Genomic DNA, 15,990 nt, shown 5'->3' on the forward strand with positions numbered 1-15,990 from the left:
ACAATTGCCTTGGAATTTCACCTTCGTAGGATCTTTTCCATCTTCCTTCCTTTCGCCAGTTCATCCACCAGCTTATCCAGGTACCGTGCTTTTTGGGTTAAAGGATTCTCGATTTCCTCTACCCGATACCCGCAGATCACACCAGTAACTAGGCTGGCACCCGGATTTATTGTTGCTTTTTGAAAGAAGGTCTCAAAACTAACTTTCTCATCAATCAACTCCTGTATCATTTTATCATTGAACCCAGTCAACCACTCTATCACCTGGTGCAATTCTTCTTTTGTTCTGCCTTTCCTCTCAACCTTCGTGACATAGTGTGGATACACAGAAGCAAAACTCATTTTCGCAATGCGCTCATCATGTTCGGGAGTTGTTTTCATATACCATGTGTTAACTTGAACGTATAAACAATTAAAGCCTTTCCAGCCTTCCCTTTCTCTTTACTATGTTTTTATAGTCCCACTGAATAGCCTTCGACTTTTCTAACCATCGCCCCAAATCACCTACCACAATTTCTGAAACATCATTATAAAATATTGAGGCGTCCTTAAACTTTTCCCCTCTTACACTAAGATCCTTTTCTTCAAAATCAGCCCCACTCCAGAACATCAGCCTTACTCCTCCTTTCTGTTTGCTATAACCAACAATAGGGTTGCCCTCTAAAAACCAGACCGGATGGGCATGCCAGATCTTATTCTCTGCATCCCCAAATTCCTTATCAATAATAGTTGCAAGCTTGTTACAAATATCCTTGTCGGCCGGAGCTTGCTTATCGTTGTACGCTGAAATTTCCTGTTTCATTATATGCGATTGTGGAGTTTCTACTTTATCCTCTTATACTTCCTTAATAAATCAATAACCAGTTTATGGGGAAGCGCATGAGATTTATTGCCGTTGACTCCCTCCATTGTCTCTGCAGCAACCATAGCGTTAATAATTGATTCTTCCACCGACTGTATCGTTGCTTCAAAAAAAGGATCCATCGCCTCATTCGGTAAAACCTCAACTTTTGCGTATTCGAACCTTTGAAACGCTGTTGGATTTGCAGTGGAAAACACAATAAAAATATCTCCCGAGCCATTTGTTCCATAACCTCCCACATTCCCTATTCCTAGCGGAACCCTTTGTGCCAGGCGTTTTAACTGGTGAGGAAGAAAAGGCGCATCGGTAGCAACTACCACAATAATTGAACCATCTCCTTCCTGTCTATAAGATTGAGGAGGCAATTTGAATTCATTATTCAAAGTATCTCTCAACTCCTTGCCCACAGGCACCCCGGCAATCACAAGCGACGATTTTCTCCCAAAGTTGGCCTGCACCAAAACCCCGACTGTATAGGTAGAGTCTCCAAGTTTTATTATGCGGGAAGCAGTTCCGGTGCCACCCTTGAACCCAAGACACATCATCCCGGTTCCCCCACCCACATTTCCTTCTTTTAAAGCACCGGTGGCAGCTGTATTCAATGCCTCGTAAGCATGACTTTCCTTTACCTGGAAACCATAGATATCATTTAAAAACCCGTCGTATGTTTCTGCAACTACCGGGTACGTATACCAGAAATCCTCTTTATACCAATGATTGTCAACAAACCATTTAAGAACGGCATCCCTTACTACACCAACACTATTAGTGTTTGTGATCATAATTGGCGTTTCTAAAAATCCTGATTCCGTTATCCAGGTTGTTCCTGTCATTTCACCATTACCGTTCAACGAATACCAATTCGCATAAACCGGATTATTATTTCTTCCTCTGGGTAAGATGGCTGTAACACCGGTCCTTACCGGGCCCTTACCAAGAATATTCTTCCCCTGTCCTGATATGATAGTACTATAACCCACTTCAATTCCTTTTACATCGGTTATTGCATTGAACTTACCGGTAGTACCATTAAAAGGTATACCTATATCTCTTGCCCTTGGCTTTTGCGCATAGATTGATGAATAAAGAAGGAACAGAATGCAAATTGATTGTATATATTTTATCATAGTGCGTCTTTATATGTCATAATCTTAGATGCTCTTGCTGCTTTAAATTCTATCACTACAAGGGTAAGTATGATCGCCAATTCACAAATGAAATAGGCAAAGCCTAACAAGGTCAAACTGGATGCATAGTATTCCAGTAGGATTATTGTTAAGATGCAGTATAATATGTTGGCTACTGCAATTAATAAGAGGAAGGTACCCATGCTTCTCTTCAAAAGCCAATAACATGAAAGTGAGTAAATCGAGAAGAAAATTGCAATTGAAGATAGTACATACAGACTCTTTTTAGGCATCCCGAAACTGGTCTGGAATCTGGCCAGAATGCAGATCAAAAAAAATGCTGTGACCAGTGCACCTAATCCATCAATCAAAAAGATTCGCTTGGGGCTCATTGCCATTACATTTTATTGCTCCTATTTATTAAGGAATTTTTCAATCATCGGTACAACAAGATCGATTTCTTTAAAGTCAGGTTTTAATGTTGTTATTTCTCCAATATATTCCCCGTGACCACCTGGAATTATTGCCAGTTCTGAATTAGCAATTTGTCGGTGCAGCTCAATAGCATGCTCTGGTGTAATAACATCTTTGTCGCCAATAATGATCAGTGTAGGGGCTGTAATGGATCTTAACTGTTCGTCAGGTATATCTTTAAAATTAACCATTCGCTTCACATCCCTGTCATGCATTATCTGCAAACCATTTGTGTTGGATGAAACTGCTTTATATCCAACCTTAAGTTGCTCCGGCATATTCTCCAACTTCGCCTCCTCCATAAATCCCCAAAACCACTCAGGAACGCCGTTTCTCTTTGCCAAAGCTGAACCTATAATTATATGATCAACTACTTCAGGGTGGCGAATAGCTATTTGTAAGGTTGTGGTTCCTCCATTGCTGAAACCAAAAATATCTGCCTTGTTTATGTTTATGTTTTTGAGAAACCTGGCAACATCATCGGCATCCTGCTCAAAAGAAAGATCTGCATTTCTATCACTTGTTCGTCCGTGAGCCTGCAATTCCACCGCTATCAGTTTTCGGCTTTTAGCAAGTAATGGTATGATTACACCAAAATTCGTCTGGATGGTGGAGCCACCGCCATGTATTAAAACAAGAGGTTTGCCCTGACCATAAATCTCATAATACATTTTTATTCCGTTCACATCAGAATAACCATGCATAAAACTCAGATTGTTACTGGTTATTGAATCCATACTATTATTCATTTAAATCTTACCCGAACTCCGATGGCAATTGCTTTCTTAATCTAAAGCCACAAGACCTATTCTCTCTTCTTTCCCCTTTAAATGAACCATCCCTAAAGTATATGCCTTCATATCTGTTGCTAGCCTGATCTTGTCAATAAGATACTGAGACGCTATAAATCTCCTGCCATATTCATTGCACACATGCTGAATTCTCGCCGCTGTATTTAATGTATCGCCATGGTATGCGATCTCCCTTTTTAATTCTCCGATCTCTACTGCCGTCACCATTCCGGTATGTACCCCAGCTTTGAATTCAGGAACCAAACCATAGTTGCTTATATAGTAATCGGCCCTGTCTTCAAATTGCTTCTTAACGGCAAAATAGAAACGAATACAGAAATGCTGCTTCAACCCTTCACGCTCCGGCCATGTAAGTACAATCTCATCACCCACGTATTGATACACCTGTGCCCTGAATGAATACAGCTGTTCATTAATATCTGAAAAGCAATCCCTGATAAAAGAACTATATCTTAAATGACCGAGCTTCTCTGCTGTACTGGTGGAAGACTTCAGATCCATGAACATGAATATTCTTTCTTCCTCCCTTGGAGTCCGGTAACGGCCCAGTAATAAAGGAACAACCACACCGGGACCGTATTTCTTATTGACCTGGTTAATGAAATTGATAGCCATCGCCATAAAAAAATAGTAAACAATGATCATCAGGATTATATACCTCAACGACATTTCGGATAAAGTCAATCCCCGCAAACTCCATAATGGCACAATGATCAGATCAAGTAAAAAATACCTCAGGATAATCACCCAAAAAACAAGTACAGCTAGTGATATTAATGTCTTAAAAACAATAAGCCTGCCAAGCGGTTGCTTACGAAAATATTTCCGCTCCTGGTAGTACCCAACAAAACCCAGACTGATCCCCAATACCAATCCCATAATGACGGCGATCACCAGCATCGTCCCAAAACTGCTTGCATAGTCGATACCATATGTCTGGTTAATGATAAGCGAATGCAGGTATATGATCGTGGCCAGTAAGATATTGGCAATGCTCCAGAAATAGACCTGTATAACGATATAGCTGAGAACCGGGAATCGTGCTGTATGCCGGTAAGCCAGTGTTGTATATTCAAACCCCTTCCCCATTAGTTATTTATCCAGTAAACTTTCACCAGGCGGAAGTACCGTTTTCTCCCATTCGCCAAATTTCATTTTCAACCGAATAAAAACATCCTTGTGTTTTTCTTTCAGATCATTTTTTTCAGCCTGGTCTTTTGAAACATCAAATAAGTATTCACCCTTCTCGTCCTGTAAATACTTCCAATTGCCGTCCCGAATGGCTTTCTGATTCCTTCGCTGCGATGTTCGCCAGTAAAATGTTCGATCCTTGATACCTTCCTTCCCTATGCAAATGGGCATCATGTCTATCCCATCTAAGGGAAAGGCAGTCGAAGCCTTTGCACCGCCAGCAGCTAATATGGTCGCTGTCCAATCCATTGTTATTGCTAGCTGCTCCGTAGTCGTCCCGGCCTTGATCTTGCCCGGCCACCTTACAAATGCAGGCACACGAATACCTCCCTCCCATAACGACATCTTGGATTGGGATAGTCCTCCATTATCAGAAAATCTTTCGCCGCCATTATCATTAGTAAAAATGACAATAGTTTGATCAGTTAATTTTGCATCTTCGAGACTCTTCATAATGATGCCAATCCCATCATCAAGACTCTTCATCATGGCGGCATACTTTGCCGGAGAGCCATTGCTTCTATGGTCAACCGAATCTTCATAGGGTTTATCGCCCGGCCCCTGCCATGGCCAATGGGAGGCGTTAAAATGGAGTGCAAGGAAAAAGGGTTTATTATGCGGCTTCTCCAAAAATGCAACAGCTTTTTGTGTAAACAACTCTGTCAGATAGCCTTCCGTATAATAAGGTTTATCGTTCTCATAAAGATCATGTGCTCGTTGGCCGGTGTGACCACTTTTATGGGAGATATAGTCCACCGCTCCTGCAAGGAAACCGAAAAAATAGTCAAACCCATTACTGGTTGGATAATGTTGCGGTTGAAAACCAAGATGCCATTTACCTATCAAAGCAGTTTCATAACCTGCATTCTTCATTAATGTTGCTACAGAAGGATGTTCAGCAGTTAGCCCCACGGCACTATCTTCCCTGCTTTTAACCAATGGCTCTTTTAATCCAACAGGAATTCTTGCAGGATAACGGCCAGTCATAAACGCAGTACGTGTGGGCGTGCAAACCGGGGCTGCAGAATAAGCATTCACAAATTTAATTCCCTGCCCCGCCAGTTTATCGAGATTTGGAGTTGCATAGTCTTTACGCCCATATCCGCTTAAATCTCCATATCCCATGTCATCTGTCATTATATAAATGATATTGGGACGCTGGGAATATGAAAATAGGGGGATTATAATTAAAAGCAACCCAACAGCTTTTCTAATTATGTAATGAGTTGCTTTATGCATAGGATTTCTTTTCAAAATGTCTTTTCATCCGCTGAAGGGCCATATATAGATGGCACCGCAATATTATTCAAGCGCATATAAACTGTCAATTGACCCCGATGATGCACCCAGTGGTTCAGCGTAGAACTAATATTTTCAATCAGTGGTGAACTGATCAGAATTTGTTCTCCATTTTTCAGAACGAAGGGTTTGGCCAGGTCTTCCTCTGCAAGTTGCGCGAAAGCATCTTGAACAGCCTTTACATTTTCATCGAAATGGTTTACCATTTCAGTTGTATCCTTAGGCTGGAAATGCTTAAATGTCTGGAAATTTATTTCACGCGTTTTTATCATCTCCGTTATCCACATAGGAATTTCAGCAACTAACAAACAAAGATATCCAAGTGTCATGGATTTTTCATGCGGCTTCCAGTCAGAAAGCCCTTCTGGAATTCTTTCCAGGCATTTCCTGGTGGCAGGAACTTCAGTATTAAATTCTGAAATGAACTGACTGATAATTGTGTTGCTCATGTTAACAGATTAATTGTTCTAAATCTCCCAACAATAAGATACTACTTATTACTGGCATATTATCGATGCATGCCTTGCTATTTGCAGCCATTGCCCATTCTTCTTCATCCAGATATTGGTGAATCGTCTTTTGTAAAGTTGTCCCGCTTTTGCACCAGGGATATCATTCCTGGAAACAAATGCTTCATACCCCATTGTAATTGTGATGTTATCCTGAAATTGCATTCTCTCAATAACTCTTTCAAAGGAACTATAGTTAATCATTCCTGCTTTCTGGATCATTAAAACAGAATCCCTGTTTCCTGAAATATCATTTCTTGGATTGTTTACTAAAAACTCCGGTGCCCACACTTGCTTTAGTGTATTTGTATCTGCATTTAAAATGGCCGTCACCACAGTTTGCTCCAATCGCCGAATCTCATCTTCAGTTTTGGAATTTTCTTGTGCATAGCTCAAAATTGCTAGTGTAGTAAATATGATGAGCAGGATGTACTTTTTCATAATGCATTCTTATCTGGTTCATAATAAAGAAATATTACCCCCGATCCTATTATCTTAGTTTTTATTAGTTGCAGTTTAATACGGTCTTCTATATCTTGAAACAATTGCAAACCACTCCCTGCAATAACCGGATGAACAGCAAGCTGGTATTCATCAATTAAGTCGAGATGCATGAAAGCGTTTATCAGGCCGGGACTGCCAACAAAAATATCCTTACCTTCTTGTTGTTTGAGACCAACAATTTCTTCCCGAATAATTTCATCTTTTAGCATGGTGTTCTTCCATTCAACATGTTTAAGTGTGCGGGAGAAAACAATCTTTGGAATGTTATCAATCAGTACCGCAAAATCGTCCGTTGGTTTATTACCGGTTGGATTTCTTACCACAGAGGGCCAATAGCTTTCCATAAGCTGGTAGGTTATCCTTCCATATATAAGGACGCCTGCATTTCTTAAAAGATCATTATAATACTCATGCAATTCATCATCCGCAATCATTCCGGTGTGGTCGCAAAAACCATCAAGGCTCATATTGATTGCTGCAATGATCTTCCGCATATAATTATTATGAGAAATGTTATTTAGCAGAAATAGCAATTGGGGATCCCGATCAGTGTTTACAATGCTTACTTCATTGCTCTCCACTCTTCCCACTTAATTTCTCTTCCCGGGTAGGCAACCTTTTTAAATGGCCAATCTTTCGCAATCCATAGTTTCACGGCATCATAAAGATTTTTATCAAGCCCCTTATCCAGCATACTTGCTCTTGCCCACATAGTAATGTTTGCGTCATAGTCGCCTTTGGTTGTTGGATTAATATAAAGACATCCAATGACCTGGCTCTCATCAAAACTAACAATTGTATAGGCAAACGATCTTCTGATCTGAAATTCTTTCTGGTGCCATCCCAGGTCAATCAGATTTTGCTCAAGCGTGAGTTGATTCGTTGGCCAGGTTGGAGATGCATAGCTTTTGTGCAAATGCTCAACACTGGTCATTACTGCCTCATAGTCTTTTACAACATCATTCACTGTCAACATTCTTGCCCTGAAATGAGGTGTTTCCAGTTTTTCCGGAACTTTAAAGTCTGCAGGAACAAAAGGCTTTGGTTGTGATTTCACGGTTGGCGATATTCCCATTATTAGCAGGAAGATTATAAAGAAGGGTTTAAGTATCATTATTATTCATTTAAAATCAATTCAACCTTCTAATCCCCCCAAAGCACCTGTCACCACTTTACCCTCCCGTTTGTAATGAGCAATAATTACTCCTGCATCACCCCATCCAGCATGATCATTGATAAGACTAAGGCATGGGATATCGCTGGGTAAATGCGACAATATTGGTAGGTGGATACGTATTAGATAGTCAGGGTGCTTTATAAACTCTTCACCTCATGTGCAACAAATTCTTCTATCTCATCAAAAAGATTGCGCTCTCTTTTCTTATCTTTCGTTTGCTCCTCGTACTTGTTGGTAAGCTTAAGTGCCAGATTGTACATTTCATCAGTGGCAGTCCGATCTAAAAATTCTGCAAACTTCTTTGGCTGTTTATCCTCTTCAAGATCTCTCAGATAGCACAAAGCTTCAACTACTTCAAAATGCGTTTTTTGCCAGCTCTCAAATCCATTTGGAAAATCAGGAATTGCCATAATCGTTAGTTTTTATCTGAATAAGATAAATTTACTCCTTTTTAAGAAGAATAGCATGCTGCAACCCCACGTTATCGTTAGATTTTAATTTCCACGCATTTGAGATAGAAAGAATTTAATGACTGCCAAATTTACATCTGATGTAGTCCAGTGCCCTACAGTCTCGTAGGTGTTGAAGATCGCATTTATGCTGTTATCAGCATAGATCTGCTGACACTTGACATATCTTTCCTGCACATTCTTACCAAGATTCTCATTAATGATCTTTCGTTCTTCCTCATTGTATGCATCATCAAACTGTACCGCATCATTGTCATCCAATTTCCCCATATAAATGAACTGAGGGATTTGCTTAAAGGCAGCCGGGTCAAAATCATGACCTGATATTGCTGTAAAATCGTTTGTTCCAATGGGGTAATTGAGCTTAACCCCATTGATCACGTTTTGTGGGATCATAAGCTTTCCATTAAACCCACCTATAGCCAATGCTTTTATCTTATCGGGATGCATAAGCGAAAACCGATTGGTAAAAGTCCCGGAGGCCGAAAACCCATTCATGAATATCTTGCTATCAACAGGAATATCCATTGAGCTTAATACCTTCTGCGCATCAGCTATCATTCCCAATAATTGTAAATCTAGTCGTTTAAGCTCCACTTTTTCTTCCAGCATCGCATCTCTGTCAAGGGCATGGGTATACATCAAAGGCTGGGATGCTGGTCGTGGGAAAATAGGAACAAGCAATGGTATTCTTAATTCAGTAGAAATATTATTCCCCACAGAACTTACCGAGGCTAAATCAATGGCGTATTTTTTATGTACTTCTACGCTGTCTGAAATTTTTCCTGTGTTATTGGGTTCAACAAGAAGAAAAGTCTTCTTGTTCAGCTGCATTCCTTTCGGGATAAACAATATATAATCATGATGAAATCCCTTTGCAGGATTACTGGCTACCAGAATTATGCTGTCACTTTTAATACGGGCTGTTTCTGCAGTTTGGGCAATGGAAACCAACTGAAGGAAGGTTAATATTAATAGGAATATATATCTCATAGCGAGGTTTATAAAATTGATGATAACACTATATTATCGTGCTTATATCTGATCTGATTGGTTTGGGTGCATTTTTGAAATGGCTATACTTTCCTAATAATTTGCCAACCCGATAGGTAATGGGAATAATGGCTTTCTTAACAAATACTGGTATTTCCGGAAGATCATATTCACTTGAGTACCTGGTCATGAGATATGCCGCATCAAACTTTTCGGGACGCTCACTTCCCGATTTATTCTGTGCAGCATAAATTGAGGATAGAAAGAAGACAATAGTGTTTGCCGGTTTTATCCATCCTTTGCAGTGTAAAACATCCTCGCCATCATTCCAGAAACGATGTGGTGTTCCCTTTGTAAATACTACCGTTTCGCCCTCTCCAACATACTTTGCCGGTTCCCCCTTAATTTCATATCCAAGCCTTCCCTTAATCACGGTTAATGATTCATCCTGCAACCAATGGGTATGCATAACAGGACCCTTCCCCGGTACCACATAATTTTCAACCAGTAATCGCTCGCCATCAGGCTCTGCAACCAGCTCTTTAAAGATCAATGTTTCCCCAATACAATTCTGGATCTTGTGCGGGTAGAAGATATTCATACGTTCCAATTTAACTATGGAAACGAAAATAATTACCATGCGCTACAGGCTAAAGCAAATAGCGTTGATCCGTTATATGTATGTAATGTATTGAATGAAAGGTTAGTTCAATTGATCCGCGCCATCTTCTGAAATAGGCTAATTCCAGATCTCATTCATCTCAGTAAGAATAATGGGACTTCCATCAGTAACAACAATCGTATGTTCATGCTGCGCCATAAAACCTCCTTTGTCACCAACCAGTGTCCAACCGTCTTTAAGCGTCGCAGTATAGGTTGAAATGGTGGATATAAATGTCTCAATGGCTACAACAGAATTCTTCTTAAATCTTGTCTTATTAAAACGATCCCTGTAATTCGCTATTTCACCCGGCGCTTCATGAAGGCTTTTTCCTATTCCATGCCCTGTCAGATCCTTAATTACTTTAAATCCACGTTTCTTTGCTTCTGTTTCAATGAGATGACCTATATCCGATATGCGCACCCCGCCCTTGATATTGTTAATCGCTTTATACAAAATTTGCTTAGATGCATCTATAAGCTTCTGATGTCCGTTAACATCTTCACCCAGAACAAACGATCCTCCGTTGTCAGACCAAAAACCATTTAGCTCAGCCGAAACATCAATATTTATCAGGTCACCCTCTTTCAGTATTCTTTTATCAGACGGAATGCCATGGCAAAATTCGTTGTTCACGCTTATGCATGTCCAGCCCGGAAACTTATAGGTTAAAAACGGTGCCGACTTTGCCCCAAAATCAGAAAGTATCTTTGCCCCGTAATTGTCTAATTCCTTAGTGGTCATCCCTACCTGAGCATAGTTCCTCATTTCCTTTAGCGTGTATGCAACCGCTTCACTTGCCTGTTGCATTCCGATAAGTTCCGCTTCTTTTGTTATTGACATATTACAAAGATAAACATTTCCTTATGCCCTGCATGCCCGCAGCACACAGGCTTCTGGCAAACCAATTGTAGCGGTTGTTCTATGTGAGGATAATGCTATCGTACTGTGAAGGAGTCATAGATCCTTCTTAATAAAGCGTAGGCATTATTTTTTATCGTCCATAAATTGTAATTACCCGCAGTAGTAACAACAACTAAATCATTTACCTCATCCAGAAAAATCCTTTGGTCTCCGTTTCCTACCGCGGCCATTATTTTCACAGGCTTTCCTTGCAAGGTATCGTTCATTAACCAGAACTGGTACCCATAACTGTTATTGCCAGCTCCCGGGAATTTTATCAAAGTATTAAACGATTCCTCAACCCATTTGCCTGATAATATTTGTTTGCCATTCCACTTCCCTTTATTGCGGTAAAGAATTCCAAACTTCAATAAATCGCGTGAGCTTAGCCTTAACCCTGAAGCTGCGGCCGGATTATTAGTTCCAGGAAATTTAACCCATTCAAACTTTTTTATTCCCAATGGCTTGAAGAGGTATTCACTTGCAAATGCATCTAACTTTTTGCCGGAAACCCTTTCAATGATTGCCGCCAATAGTTGAGTGGTGCCACCGTTGTACTTCCATTCCTTACCTGCAGGTAAGGCCATCGGACGGCTGAGAACAAACTCAATAGGATCTGCACTTTCAGTCATTTGTATCTCACTATTCTCCGGATTATCATATGGAACATCTTCATTCCATTCCAGTCCGGAAGTCATCATCAACAAATGCTTAATGGAGAGTTCTTTTTTCATGCCGGTATCATAAACAGAATACTCTTTGAAAAAATCAAAGACCTTCTGATCGATACTTTTAATTTTACCCTGGTCGATGGCAATACCTATACAGGCCGATACAACACTTTTTGATATGCTCCGGATATCATGCAAATCGCCAGCCCGATGTTCAATTACTCCCAGGTCATCACCCCAAAGCTCATCCTTCCCGCGATAATATTTTTCAAAAACCAACTTATCATTTTTGTATATAAGAACACTGTGAATATTGGGATATACGCCCGCATCCAACTGCTTGTTTAGCTCTTCAATCAGTCCTATATTGAAACCCACTTCTGCTAAAGTGGCAGTTTGAATTCCATCATTTAAATTAACTGGCTTACCGGAATATGTTTTGGTATCCTGACCTTTCAAAAAACCCATAAGGACCAGGCATAAAATTCCAAGGGTTAGCTTTTTAAGCATATGCGCTGATTTATCAATTCCAGTTATCGATCTTAATATCATCTGGGGATGGCTTGCCTTTGCCTGTTTCAACAAGCTCCTTCAGACTTAACATGAAAACGCCCCATTTCATACTGCAGTGTGCCATAAACTCAACTTCCTCCTTCCAGTTTCTGTGCGCAAAAAGAACGATGGTATACTCGCCTTCCTGGTGAAGGTCAAATATCACATCAGTGCCGATCCATTCTTCCGGACCTGCTGTGAAATTCCAGTGAACTTTTTTGCCGGCCTCCAGCGCTTTCACTACCATGTTCATGCTACCAAGTTCTGTTCCTTCGGGGGAAACAAATCTTACTACAATTGTTTCTCCTACCTGGGATATACCTGAAGTATCTTTTGTCCACCAGCCAGCAATACCTTCTACAGTTGATAATGCCTGGTACACTCCCTGCAGTGGGGCTTTAATACCTACGCGATGAATGATGTCCGCCATTTTATGTAGTTTTTATTTACTGTTTTCGTTTTTCATTCCTTTAAGCAATGCATAGATCGCCATAGAATGACCATGCCCTAAATCAAAGTCTTCTTTAAGCCATGATACAATTTCGGTTGCCTTCAATCCGGATTTCAATTCTCCATTTGAAGTAAAACCCTTCTTCTCTGCTAATTTTTTGAAGTCCTCCGGACCTTTGCCTGTCTTCTCTTTAATGTTATTGATATATGCTTGAAATGACATGGTAGTTTCTGTTTTGAATATTTAGAAATCTATTTCATATCAAATCTAAAATATGCACGGAAAATCTATGAGGTGTGATTAAGACATTGTGGGAGGTTAACTGCGACTTTTCATTATGGATAAACTATCAATGTTACGAAAGCCTATAAATGAATTCCTCAATCTCCTCCTGCCGCGCATTAGCAAATCCTTTATCCATTCCCACTTTTACAAAACCGCATTTCTCGAGAACTCTTTGAGAGCCATAATTGTCAAAAGCAACACGTCCATATATTGGCCTGGACTCTTCAATCTTCAAAAATTCCTTAAGTGCATTTGTGGCAATTCCCTGTCCCCAGAACTTTCTGTCGATCCAGTACGTTATCTCTGCTTCGTTTTCCATTATAAATTTTGCAATGCTCCCTGCAATCACCCCATCAACTTTTATTGTTCGCATATTTATAGTGGGGTCAGCCAAATGCTTTGTATGCTTCTCCAGGTAAGCTGCTTTGTCGTGGGAATCCTTAGGCATGAAGGCAGCTAAGTAATTTGCTTCTTCGTTAAGCTGGAATTCAAAGAAAAAATGTAAATCATTCTGTTGAGTCTCACTCAATGTGATATTGTGCGCCTTATCCATCAAATATTATTTTCTCTCTCCTTCAATAATACTGAACGGAGACATGGTTGGTATTATTCGCGTTACCCTTAATCCGGCTTTATCAAATAATGCTATATATTCCTTTTCTGTTCTCTCACAACCTGGTAAAAATTGTAACATCTGTAGATCCAGGAATTTTGAAAGGGATGGCTCATTTCCTTCGGGTACTACCATCTCTACAACCAACACCTTACTGCCCTCAGCCATTGCATTACAGCAATTCTGAAGAATGGTTTTACATTGTTCATCATCCCAGTCGTGAATAATATGTTTCATTATGTAAGCATCACCACCTGCAGGTACAGTCTCGAAAAAATTTCCTCCTTCTATTTCACACCTGTCCCTGACACCATGCTGCTGTAACAACTTTTCCGCCTCTGCCACTATTGCAGGCATATCATACAGCAGGCCTTTTAACTTCTCATATTTGCCCAGGATAGTAGCTAATAAAAATCCATGTCCTCCACCTATATCTATCAATTTTGTAAAGGAAGAAAAATCATAGGCATTCAAAACTGCAACGCTCGAAAATGAACTATTACTGGTCATGGCATCATTAAATACCTTTCCCGCTTTCTCATTGCTCCAGAAATAATCGAAGGACGACGTCCCGAACACTTTTTCAAAAGAAGGTTTGCCTGTTTTCACACTGTAAGGAAGCTCCGCCCATGTCTGGAATTGCCAATCACAGCTTATCATTTGAGCGAAAGCACGTAAACTGCCTGGTGCATCACTAACCAGCGGCTCGGCTAATGGTGTTAGTGAAAATTTTTTATTATCGTCTTCACTAAACACACCAATACTTGCACATGCTCTCATTACGCGGTATAGCGAACGGGCATGAACACCTCTTTCCTGCGCTAACTCCTCTGCGGTTTTTGGCCCCTCCTTTAACAGGTCAGCAATCCTTAATTCGGCAGTCACGCCTATTGCACGCGATGCTGCAAAACCAAAAAGGATTTGCATCAATTGGGCGGGAGGGGGAAGCTCATTTGTCATGGCTTTAAACTTTATACCTGTACAGTTACTTTTAAATAGGTAGCTGGAATAGAGGTAAGATTTTTGTCTTCGCTTTTGTTCTGGCTGTTGAATAATGTTTCCAGTTCTTCCTGTAACTGGGTGGCAAGGCCATTTTTTTCAGCAGCTTCAAATGCATTCATGGTTGGACCATAATATGTCTTAAATATATTCACGAATGCCGATGGTGAATACGGTGCTTCAAATGTGAAAGTATCTTTTACGCAGCTTATATTTTCCTTTGGCACACCTGCCTCTTCAAAACGTTTAATAACTTCTTCTTCCTTACCCCATAACATTGGACTGACAAATCCTTCCGGCGGCGGCGGTGTATAGGAAGAGCTAATCTTTAATATTTGCGCCACCAGTGTTGGATCGCCGGGGATCCAGTTGCCCATCACTATTCTGCCTCCAGGTTTGGTTACCCTTACCATCTCCTTTGCCACATCATATGGCTTTGGCGCGAACATGGCGCCAAAAATGCTTACAACCATATCAAAGCAGTTATCATCCAGGTCCACCAGGGCTATAGCGTCTCCTTCCTGGAAAACGCAATTGTTCAATCCCTCCTTTTCTGCCCGACGGTTTCCGGCATCCACAAGATTTCTCGCTATATCAACACCTAAAACATTAGCCCCCAATTTTGCTTCTGGGATGGCTGTTGTGCCATCGCCACAACCCAGGTCAAGGATTCTCATATCCTTTGTGACACCCAATGATGCTACAAGGGCTTCTCCGCTCCCGCGCATGGTTTCAGCAAGCTTGGTGAAATCACCTTTTTCCCAAAGCATTTTGTTTGGATTCATAATTGACTATTTTATTGGGGGTTAGATAAGGCGAAGATGATTCTATATTACCTTGAAGATATACAATTTTTCTCTTATACATTTAAGCGCATATCCCATGCCTCAATCAGTTCTTAGTTTCAAGTATTCCCCGATCAGAATGGCTGTTGGAAAAAACACTTCTTCTTCAGTCTTCGCATGTTTTTGAAGCACTTGTTCCAACTCCATAACTTCAGGATGATTTTCTTTAGTAGCCACTTTCATTAACTCATCCATATAAGCTTTGATCAATTGATGTTCTACATCCAAATGCACTAATTGCACCTTTAGTTTCTCACACATTTCTATCACCTCTTTAGTTTGATAAGGCAGTTTTCCGCCACCCAATAAAGGCAATAGCCCTAAAGCAGGTAATGCCATATCTTCTTCTTCCTTAAAATGATGTTGCATCAGATCTTTGAGCTTACCTGCAGCCATTCCGGTACTGTCAGGCAATAAGGTTATTCTCTGAATTTTATCAAGAAGATATTGATGCTCATCTTTTATGGACGAAGGAACTTGCGGCTTGCCGGGGAATTGCGTTACGATGTTTTCCTCTTTATGCCGGCATTGTACTAAAAACAACACAAGCGGTAGTATATAGTAGAGGAGCTTCATAATTTCTCATATTATAT

General features: G+C 40.4%; 22 protein-coding genes. All 22 read right to left on the reverse strand.

What is annotated here, in order from left to right:
• Positions 1-17: 17 nt before the first annotated feature.
• Positions 18-380: a DUF2200 domain-containing protein gene (locus tag V6M43_RS13675; RefSeq protein WP_332736150.1), complete on the reverse strand. Its 363-nt coding sequence runs from the start codon at positions 378-380 to the stop codon at positions 18-20.
• Between the two features lie 31 nt (positions 381-411).
• Entirely contained in the window at positions 412-801 is a 390-nt protein-coding gene (locus V6M43_RS13680; protein ID WP_332736152.1) for a DUF1801 domain-containing protein, read from the reverse strand.
• Positions 802-821: 20 nt separating this feature from the next.
• Positions 822-1,988 carry a DmpA family aminopeptidase gene (locus tag V6M43_RS13685; RefSeq protein ID WP_332736154.1) on the reverse strand — a complete coding sequence of 389 codons (1,167 nt, stop codon included), beginning with the start codon at positions 1,986-1,988 and terminating at the stop codon, positions 822-824.
• Positions 1,989-2,401: 413 nt separating this feature from the next.
• The gene (locus tag V6M43_RS13690; RefSeq protein WP_332736156.1) at positions 2,402-3,199 is read right to left on the reverse strand and encodes an alpha/beta fold hydrolase; all 798 of its coding nucleotides are present in this window, start codon (positions 3,197-3,199) and stop codon (positions 2,402-2,404) included.
• Positions 3,200-3,247: 48 nt separating this feature from the next.
• Complete coding sequence (locus tag V6M43_RS13695; RefSeq protein ID WP_332736158.1) at positions 3,248-4,363, reverse strand: adenylate/guanylate cyclase domain-containing protein; 1,116 nt, start codon at positions 4,361-4,363, stop codon at positions 3,248-3,250.
• 3 nt (positions 4,364-4,366) lie between these two features.
• A complete protein-coding gene (locus V6M43_RS13700; protein WP_332736160.1) occupies positions 4,367-5,704 on the reverse strand; it encodes a sulfatase-like hydrolase/transferase in 1,338 nt (445 codons plus the stop codon).
• A gap of 11 nt (positions 5,705-5,715) precedes the next feature.
• A complete protein-coding gene (locus tag V6M43_RS13705; RefSeq protein ID WP_332736162.1) occupies positions 5,716-6,213 on the reverse strand; it encodes a DinB family protein in 498 nt (165 codons plus the stop codon).
• 48 nt (positions 6,214-6,261) lie between these two features.
• Positions 6,262-6,714 (reverse strand): nuclear transport factor 2 family protein, encoded by a 453-nt coding sequence (locus V6M43_RS13710; RefSeq protein WP_332736164.1) that lies wholly within the window; start codon positions 6,712-6,714, stop codon positions 6,262-6,264.
• Entirely contained in the window at positions 6,711-7,271 is a 561-nt protein-coding gene (locus tag V6M43_RS13715; protein ID WP_332736166.1) for a dihydrofolate reductase family protein, read from the reverse strand. The genes V6M43_RS13710 and V6M43_RS13715 overlap by 4 nt, the downstream gene beginning before the upstream one ends.
• Before the next feature lie 68 nt (positions 7,272-7,339).
• On the reverse strand, positions 7,340-7,891 hold the full coding sequence (locus V6M43_RS13720; protein ID WP_332736168.1) for a hypothetical protein: 552 nt from the start codon (positions 7,889-7,891) through the stop codon (positions 7,340-7,342).
• A 21-nt stretch (positions 7,892-7,912) separates the two neighbouring features.
• The gene (locus V6M43_RS13725) at positions 7,913-8,053 is read right to left on the reverse strand and encodes a hypothetical protein (RefSeq protein WP_332736170.1); all 141 of its coding nucleotides are present in this window, start codon (positions 8,051-8,053) and stop codon (positions 7,913-7,915) included.
• A gap of 38 nt (positions 8,054-8,091) precedes the next feature.
• Positions 8,092-8,364: a hypothetical protein gene (locus V6M43_RS13730; protein WP_039130437.1), complete on the reverse strand. Its 273-nt coding sequence runs from the start codon at positions 8,362-8,364 to the stop codon at positions 8,092-8,094.
• An 84-nt stretch (positions 8,365-8,448) separates the two neighbouring features.
• Positions 8,449-9,417, reverse strand: a complete 969-nt coding sequence (locus tag V6M43_RS13735) for a hypothetical protein (RefSeq protein WP_332736172.1) — start codon at positions 9,415-9,417, stop codon at positions 8,449-8,451.
• A gap of 28 nt (positions 9,418-9,445) precedes the next feature.
• Positions 9,446-10,018 (reverse strand): cupin domain-containing protein, encoded by a 573-nt coding sequence (locus tag V6M43_RS13740; RefSeq protein WP_332736174.1) that lies wholly within the window; start codon positions 10,016-10,018, stop codon positions 9,446-9,448.
• A gap of 138 nt (positions 10,019-10,156) precedes the next feature.
• The gene (gene map, locus V6M43_RS13745; RefSeq protein ID WP_332736176.1) at positions 10,157-10,921 is read right to left on the reverse strand and encodes a type I methionyl aminopeptidase; all 765 of its coding nucleotides are present in this window, start codon (positions 10,919-10,921) and stop codon (positions 10,157-10,159) included.
• A 95-nt stretch (positions 10,922-11,016) separates the two neighbouring features.
• A complete protein-coding gene (locus tag V6M43_RS13750; protein ID WP_332736177.1) occupies positions 11,017-12,162 on the reverse strand; it encodes a serine hydrolase domain-containing protein in 1,146 nt (381 codons plus the stop codon).
• Positions 12,163-12,175: 13 nt separating this feature from the next.
• Positions 12,176-12,634 carry an SRPBCC family protein gene (locus V6M43_RS13755; RefSeq protein WP_332736179.1) on the reverse strand — a complete coding sequence of 153 codons (459 nt, stop codon included), beginning with the start codon at positions 12,632-12,634 and terminating at the stop codon, positions 12,176-12,178.
• A gap of 12 nt (positions 12,635-12,646) precedes the next feature.
• Positions 12,647-12,877, reverse strand: coding sequence for a DUF4287 domain-containing protein (locus V6M43_RS13760; RefSeq protein ID WP_332736181.1), 231 nt, complete (start codon positions 12,875-12,877; stop codon positions 12,647-12,649).
• Between the two features lie 133 nt (positions 12,878-13,010).
• Positions 13,011-13,493, reverse strand: coding sequence for a GNAT family N-acetyltransferase (locus V6M43_RS13765; protein WP_332736183.1), 483 nt, complete (start codon positions 13,491-13,493; stop codon positions 13,011-13,013).
• A gap of 6 nt (positions 13,494-13,499) precedes the next feature.
• A complete protein-coding gene (locus V6M43_RS13770) occupies positions 13,500-14,513 on the reverse strand; it encodes a methyltransferase (RefSeq protein WP_332736185.1) in 1,014 nt (337 codons plus the stop codon).
• A gap of 11 nt (positions 14,514-14,524) precedes the next feature.
• Entirely contained in the window at positions 14,525-15,337 is an 813-nt protein-coding gene (locus tag V6M43_RS13775) for a class I SAM-dependent methyltransferase (RefSeq protein ID WP_332736187.1), read from the reverse strand.
• A 102-nt stretch (positions 15,338-15,439) separates the two neighbouring features.
• The gene (locus V6M43_RS13780; RefSeq protein ID WP_332736189.1) at positions 15,440-15,973 is read right to left on the reverse strand and encodes a hemerythrin domain-containing protein; all 534 of its coding nucleotides are present in this window, start codon (positions 15,971-15,973) and stop codon (positions 15,440-15,442) included.
• Positions 15,974-15,990: the final 17 nt, after the last annotated feature.

The sequence above is a fragment of the Flavihumibacter sp. genome, from assembly GCF_036676075.1.
Classification (GTDB): Bacteria; Bacteroidota; Bacteroidia; order Chitinophagales; family Chitinophagaceae; genus Flavihumibacter.

Coding starts and splice junctions, on each gene's coding strand:
- V6M43_RS13675 (WP_332736150.1), bottom strand. CDS start 380: ATGAAAACAACTCCCGAACATGATGAGCGCATTGCGAAAATGAGTTTT.
- V6M43_RS13680 (WP_332736152.1), bottom strand. CDS start 801: ATGAAACAGGAAATTTCAGCGTACAACGATAAGCAAGCTCCGGCCGAC.
- V6M43_RS13685 (WP_332736154.1), bottom strand. CDS start 1,988: ATGATAAAATATATACAATCAATTTGCATTCTGTTCCTTCTTTATTCA.
- V6M43_RS13690 (WP_332736156.1), bottom strand. CDS start 3,199: ATGGATTCAATAACCAGTAACAATCTGAGTTTTATGCATGGTTATTCT.
- V6M43_RS13695 (WP_332736158.1), bottom strand. CDS start 4,363: ATGGGGAAGGGGTTTGAATATACAACACTGGCTTACCGGCATACAGCA.
- V6M43_RS13700 (WP_332736160.1), bottom strand. CDS start 5,704: ATGCATAAAGCAACTCATTACATAATTAGAAAAGCTGTTGGGTTGCTT.
- V6M43_RS13705 (WP_332736162.1), bottom strand. CDS start 6,213: ATGAGCAACACAATTATCAGTCAGTTCATTTCAGAATTTAATACTGAA.
- V6M43_RS13710 (WP_332736164.1), bottom strand. CDS start 6,714: ATGAAAAAGTACATCCTGCTCATCATATTTACTACACTAGCAATTTTG.
- V6M43_RS13715 (WP_332736166.1), bottom strand. CDS start 7,271: ATGCGGAAGATCATTGCAGCAATCAATATGAGCCTTGATGGTTTTTGC.
- V6M43_RS13720 (WP_332736168.1), bottom strand. CDS start 7,891: ATGATACTTAAACCCTTCTTTATAATCTTCCTGCTAATAATGGGAATA.
- V6M43_RS13730 (WP_039130437.1), bottom strand. CDS start 8,364: ATGGCAATTCCTGATTTTCCAAATGGATTTGAGAGCTGGCAAAAAACG.
- V6M43_RS13735 (WP_332736172.1), bottom strand. CDS start 9,417: ATGAGATATATATTCCTATTAATATTAACCTTCCTTCAGTTGGTTTCC.
- V6M43_RS13740 (WP_332736174.1), bottom strand. CDS start 10,018: ATGAATATCTTCTACCCGCACAAGATCCAGAATTGTATTGGGGAAACA.
- map (WP_332736176.1), bottom strand. CDS start 10,921: ATGTCAATAACAAAAGAAGCGGAACTTATCGGAATGCAACAGGCAAGT.
- V6M43_RS13750 (WP_332736177.1), bottom strand. CDS start 12,162: ATGCTTAAAAAGCTAACCCTTGGAATTTTATGCCTGGTCCTTATGGGT.
- V6M43_RS13755 (WP_332736179.1), bottom strand. CDS start 12,634: ATGGCGGACATCATTCATCGCGTAGGTATTAAAGCCCCACTGCAGGGA.
- V6M43_RS13760 (WP_332736181.1), bottom strand. CDS start 12,877: ATGTCATTTCAAGCATATATCAATAACATTAAAGAGAAGACAGGCAAA.
- V6M43_RS13765 (WP_332736183.1), bottom strand. CDS start 13,493: ATGGATAAGGCGCACAATATCACATTGAGTGAGACTCAACAGAATGAT.
- V6M43_RS13770 (WP_332736185.1), bottom strand. CDS start 14,513: ATGACAAATGAGCTTCCCCCTCCCGCCCAATTGATGCAAATCCTTTTT.
- V6M43_RS13775 (WP_332736187.1), bottom strand. CDS start 15,337: ATGAATCCAAACAAAATGCTTTGGGAAAAAGGTGATTTCACCAAGCTT.
- V6M43_RS13780 (WP_332736189.1), bottom strand. CDS start 15,973: ATGAAGCTCCTCTACTATATACTACCGCTTGTGTTGTTTTTAGTACAA.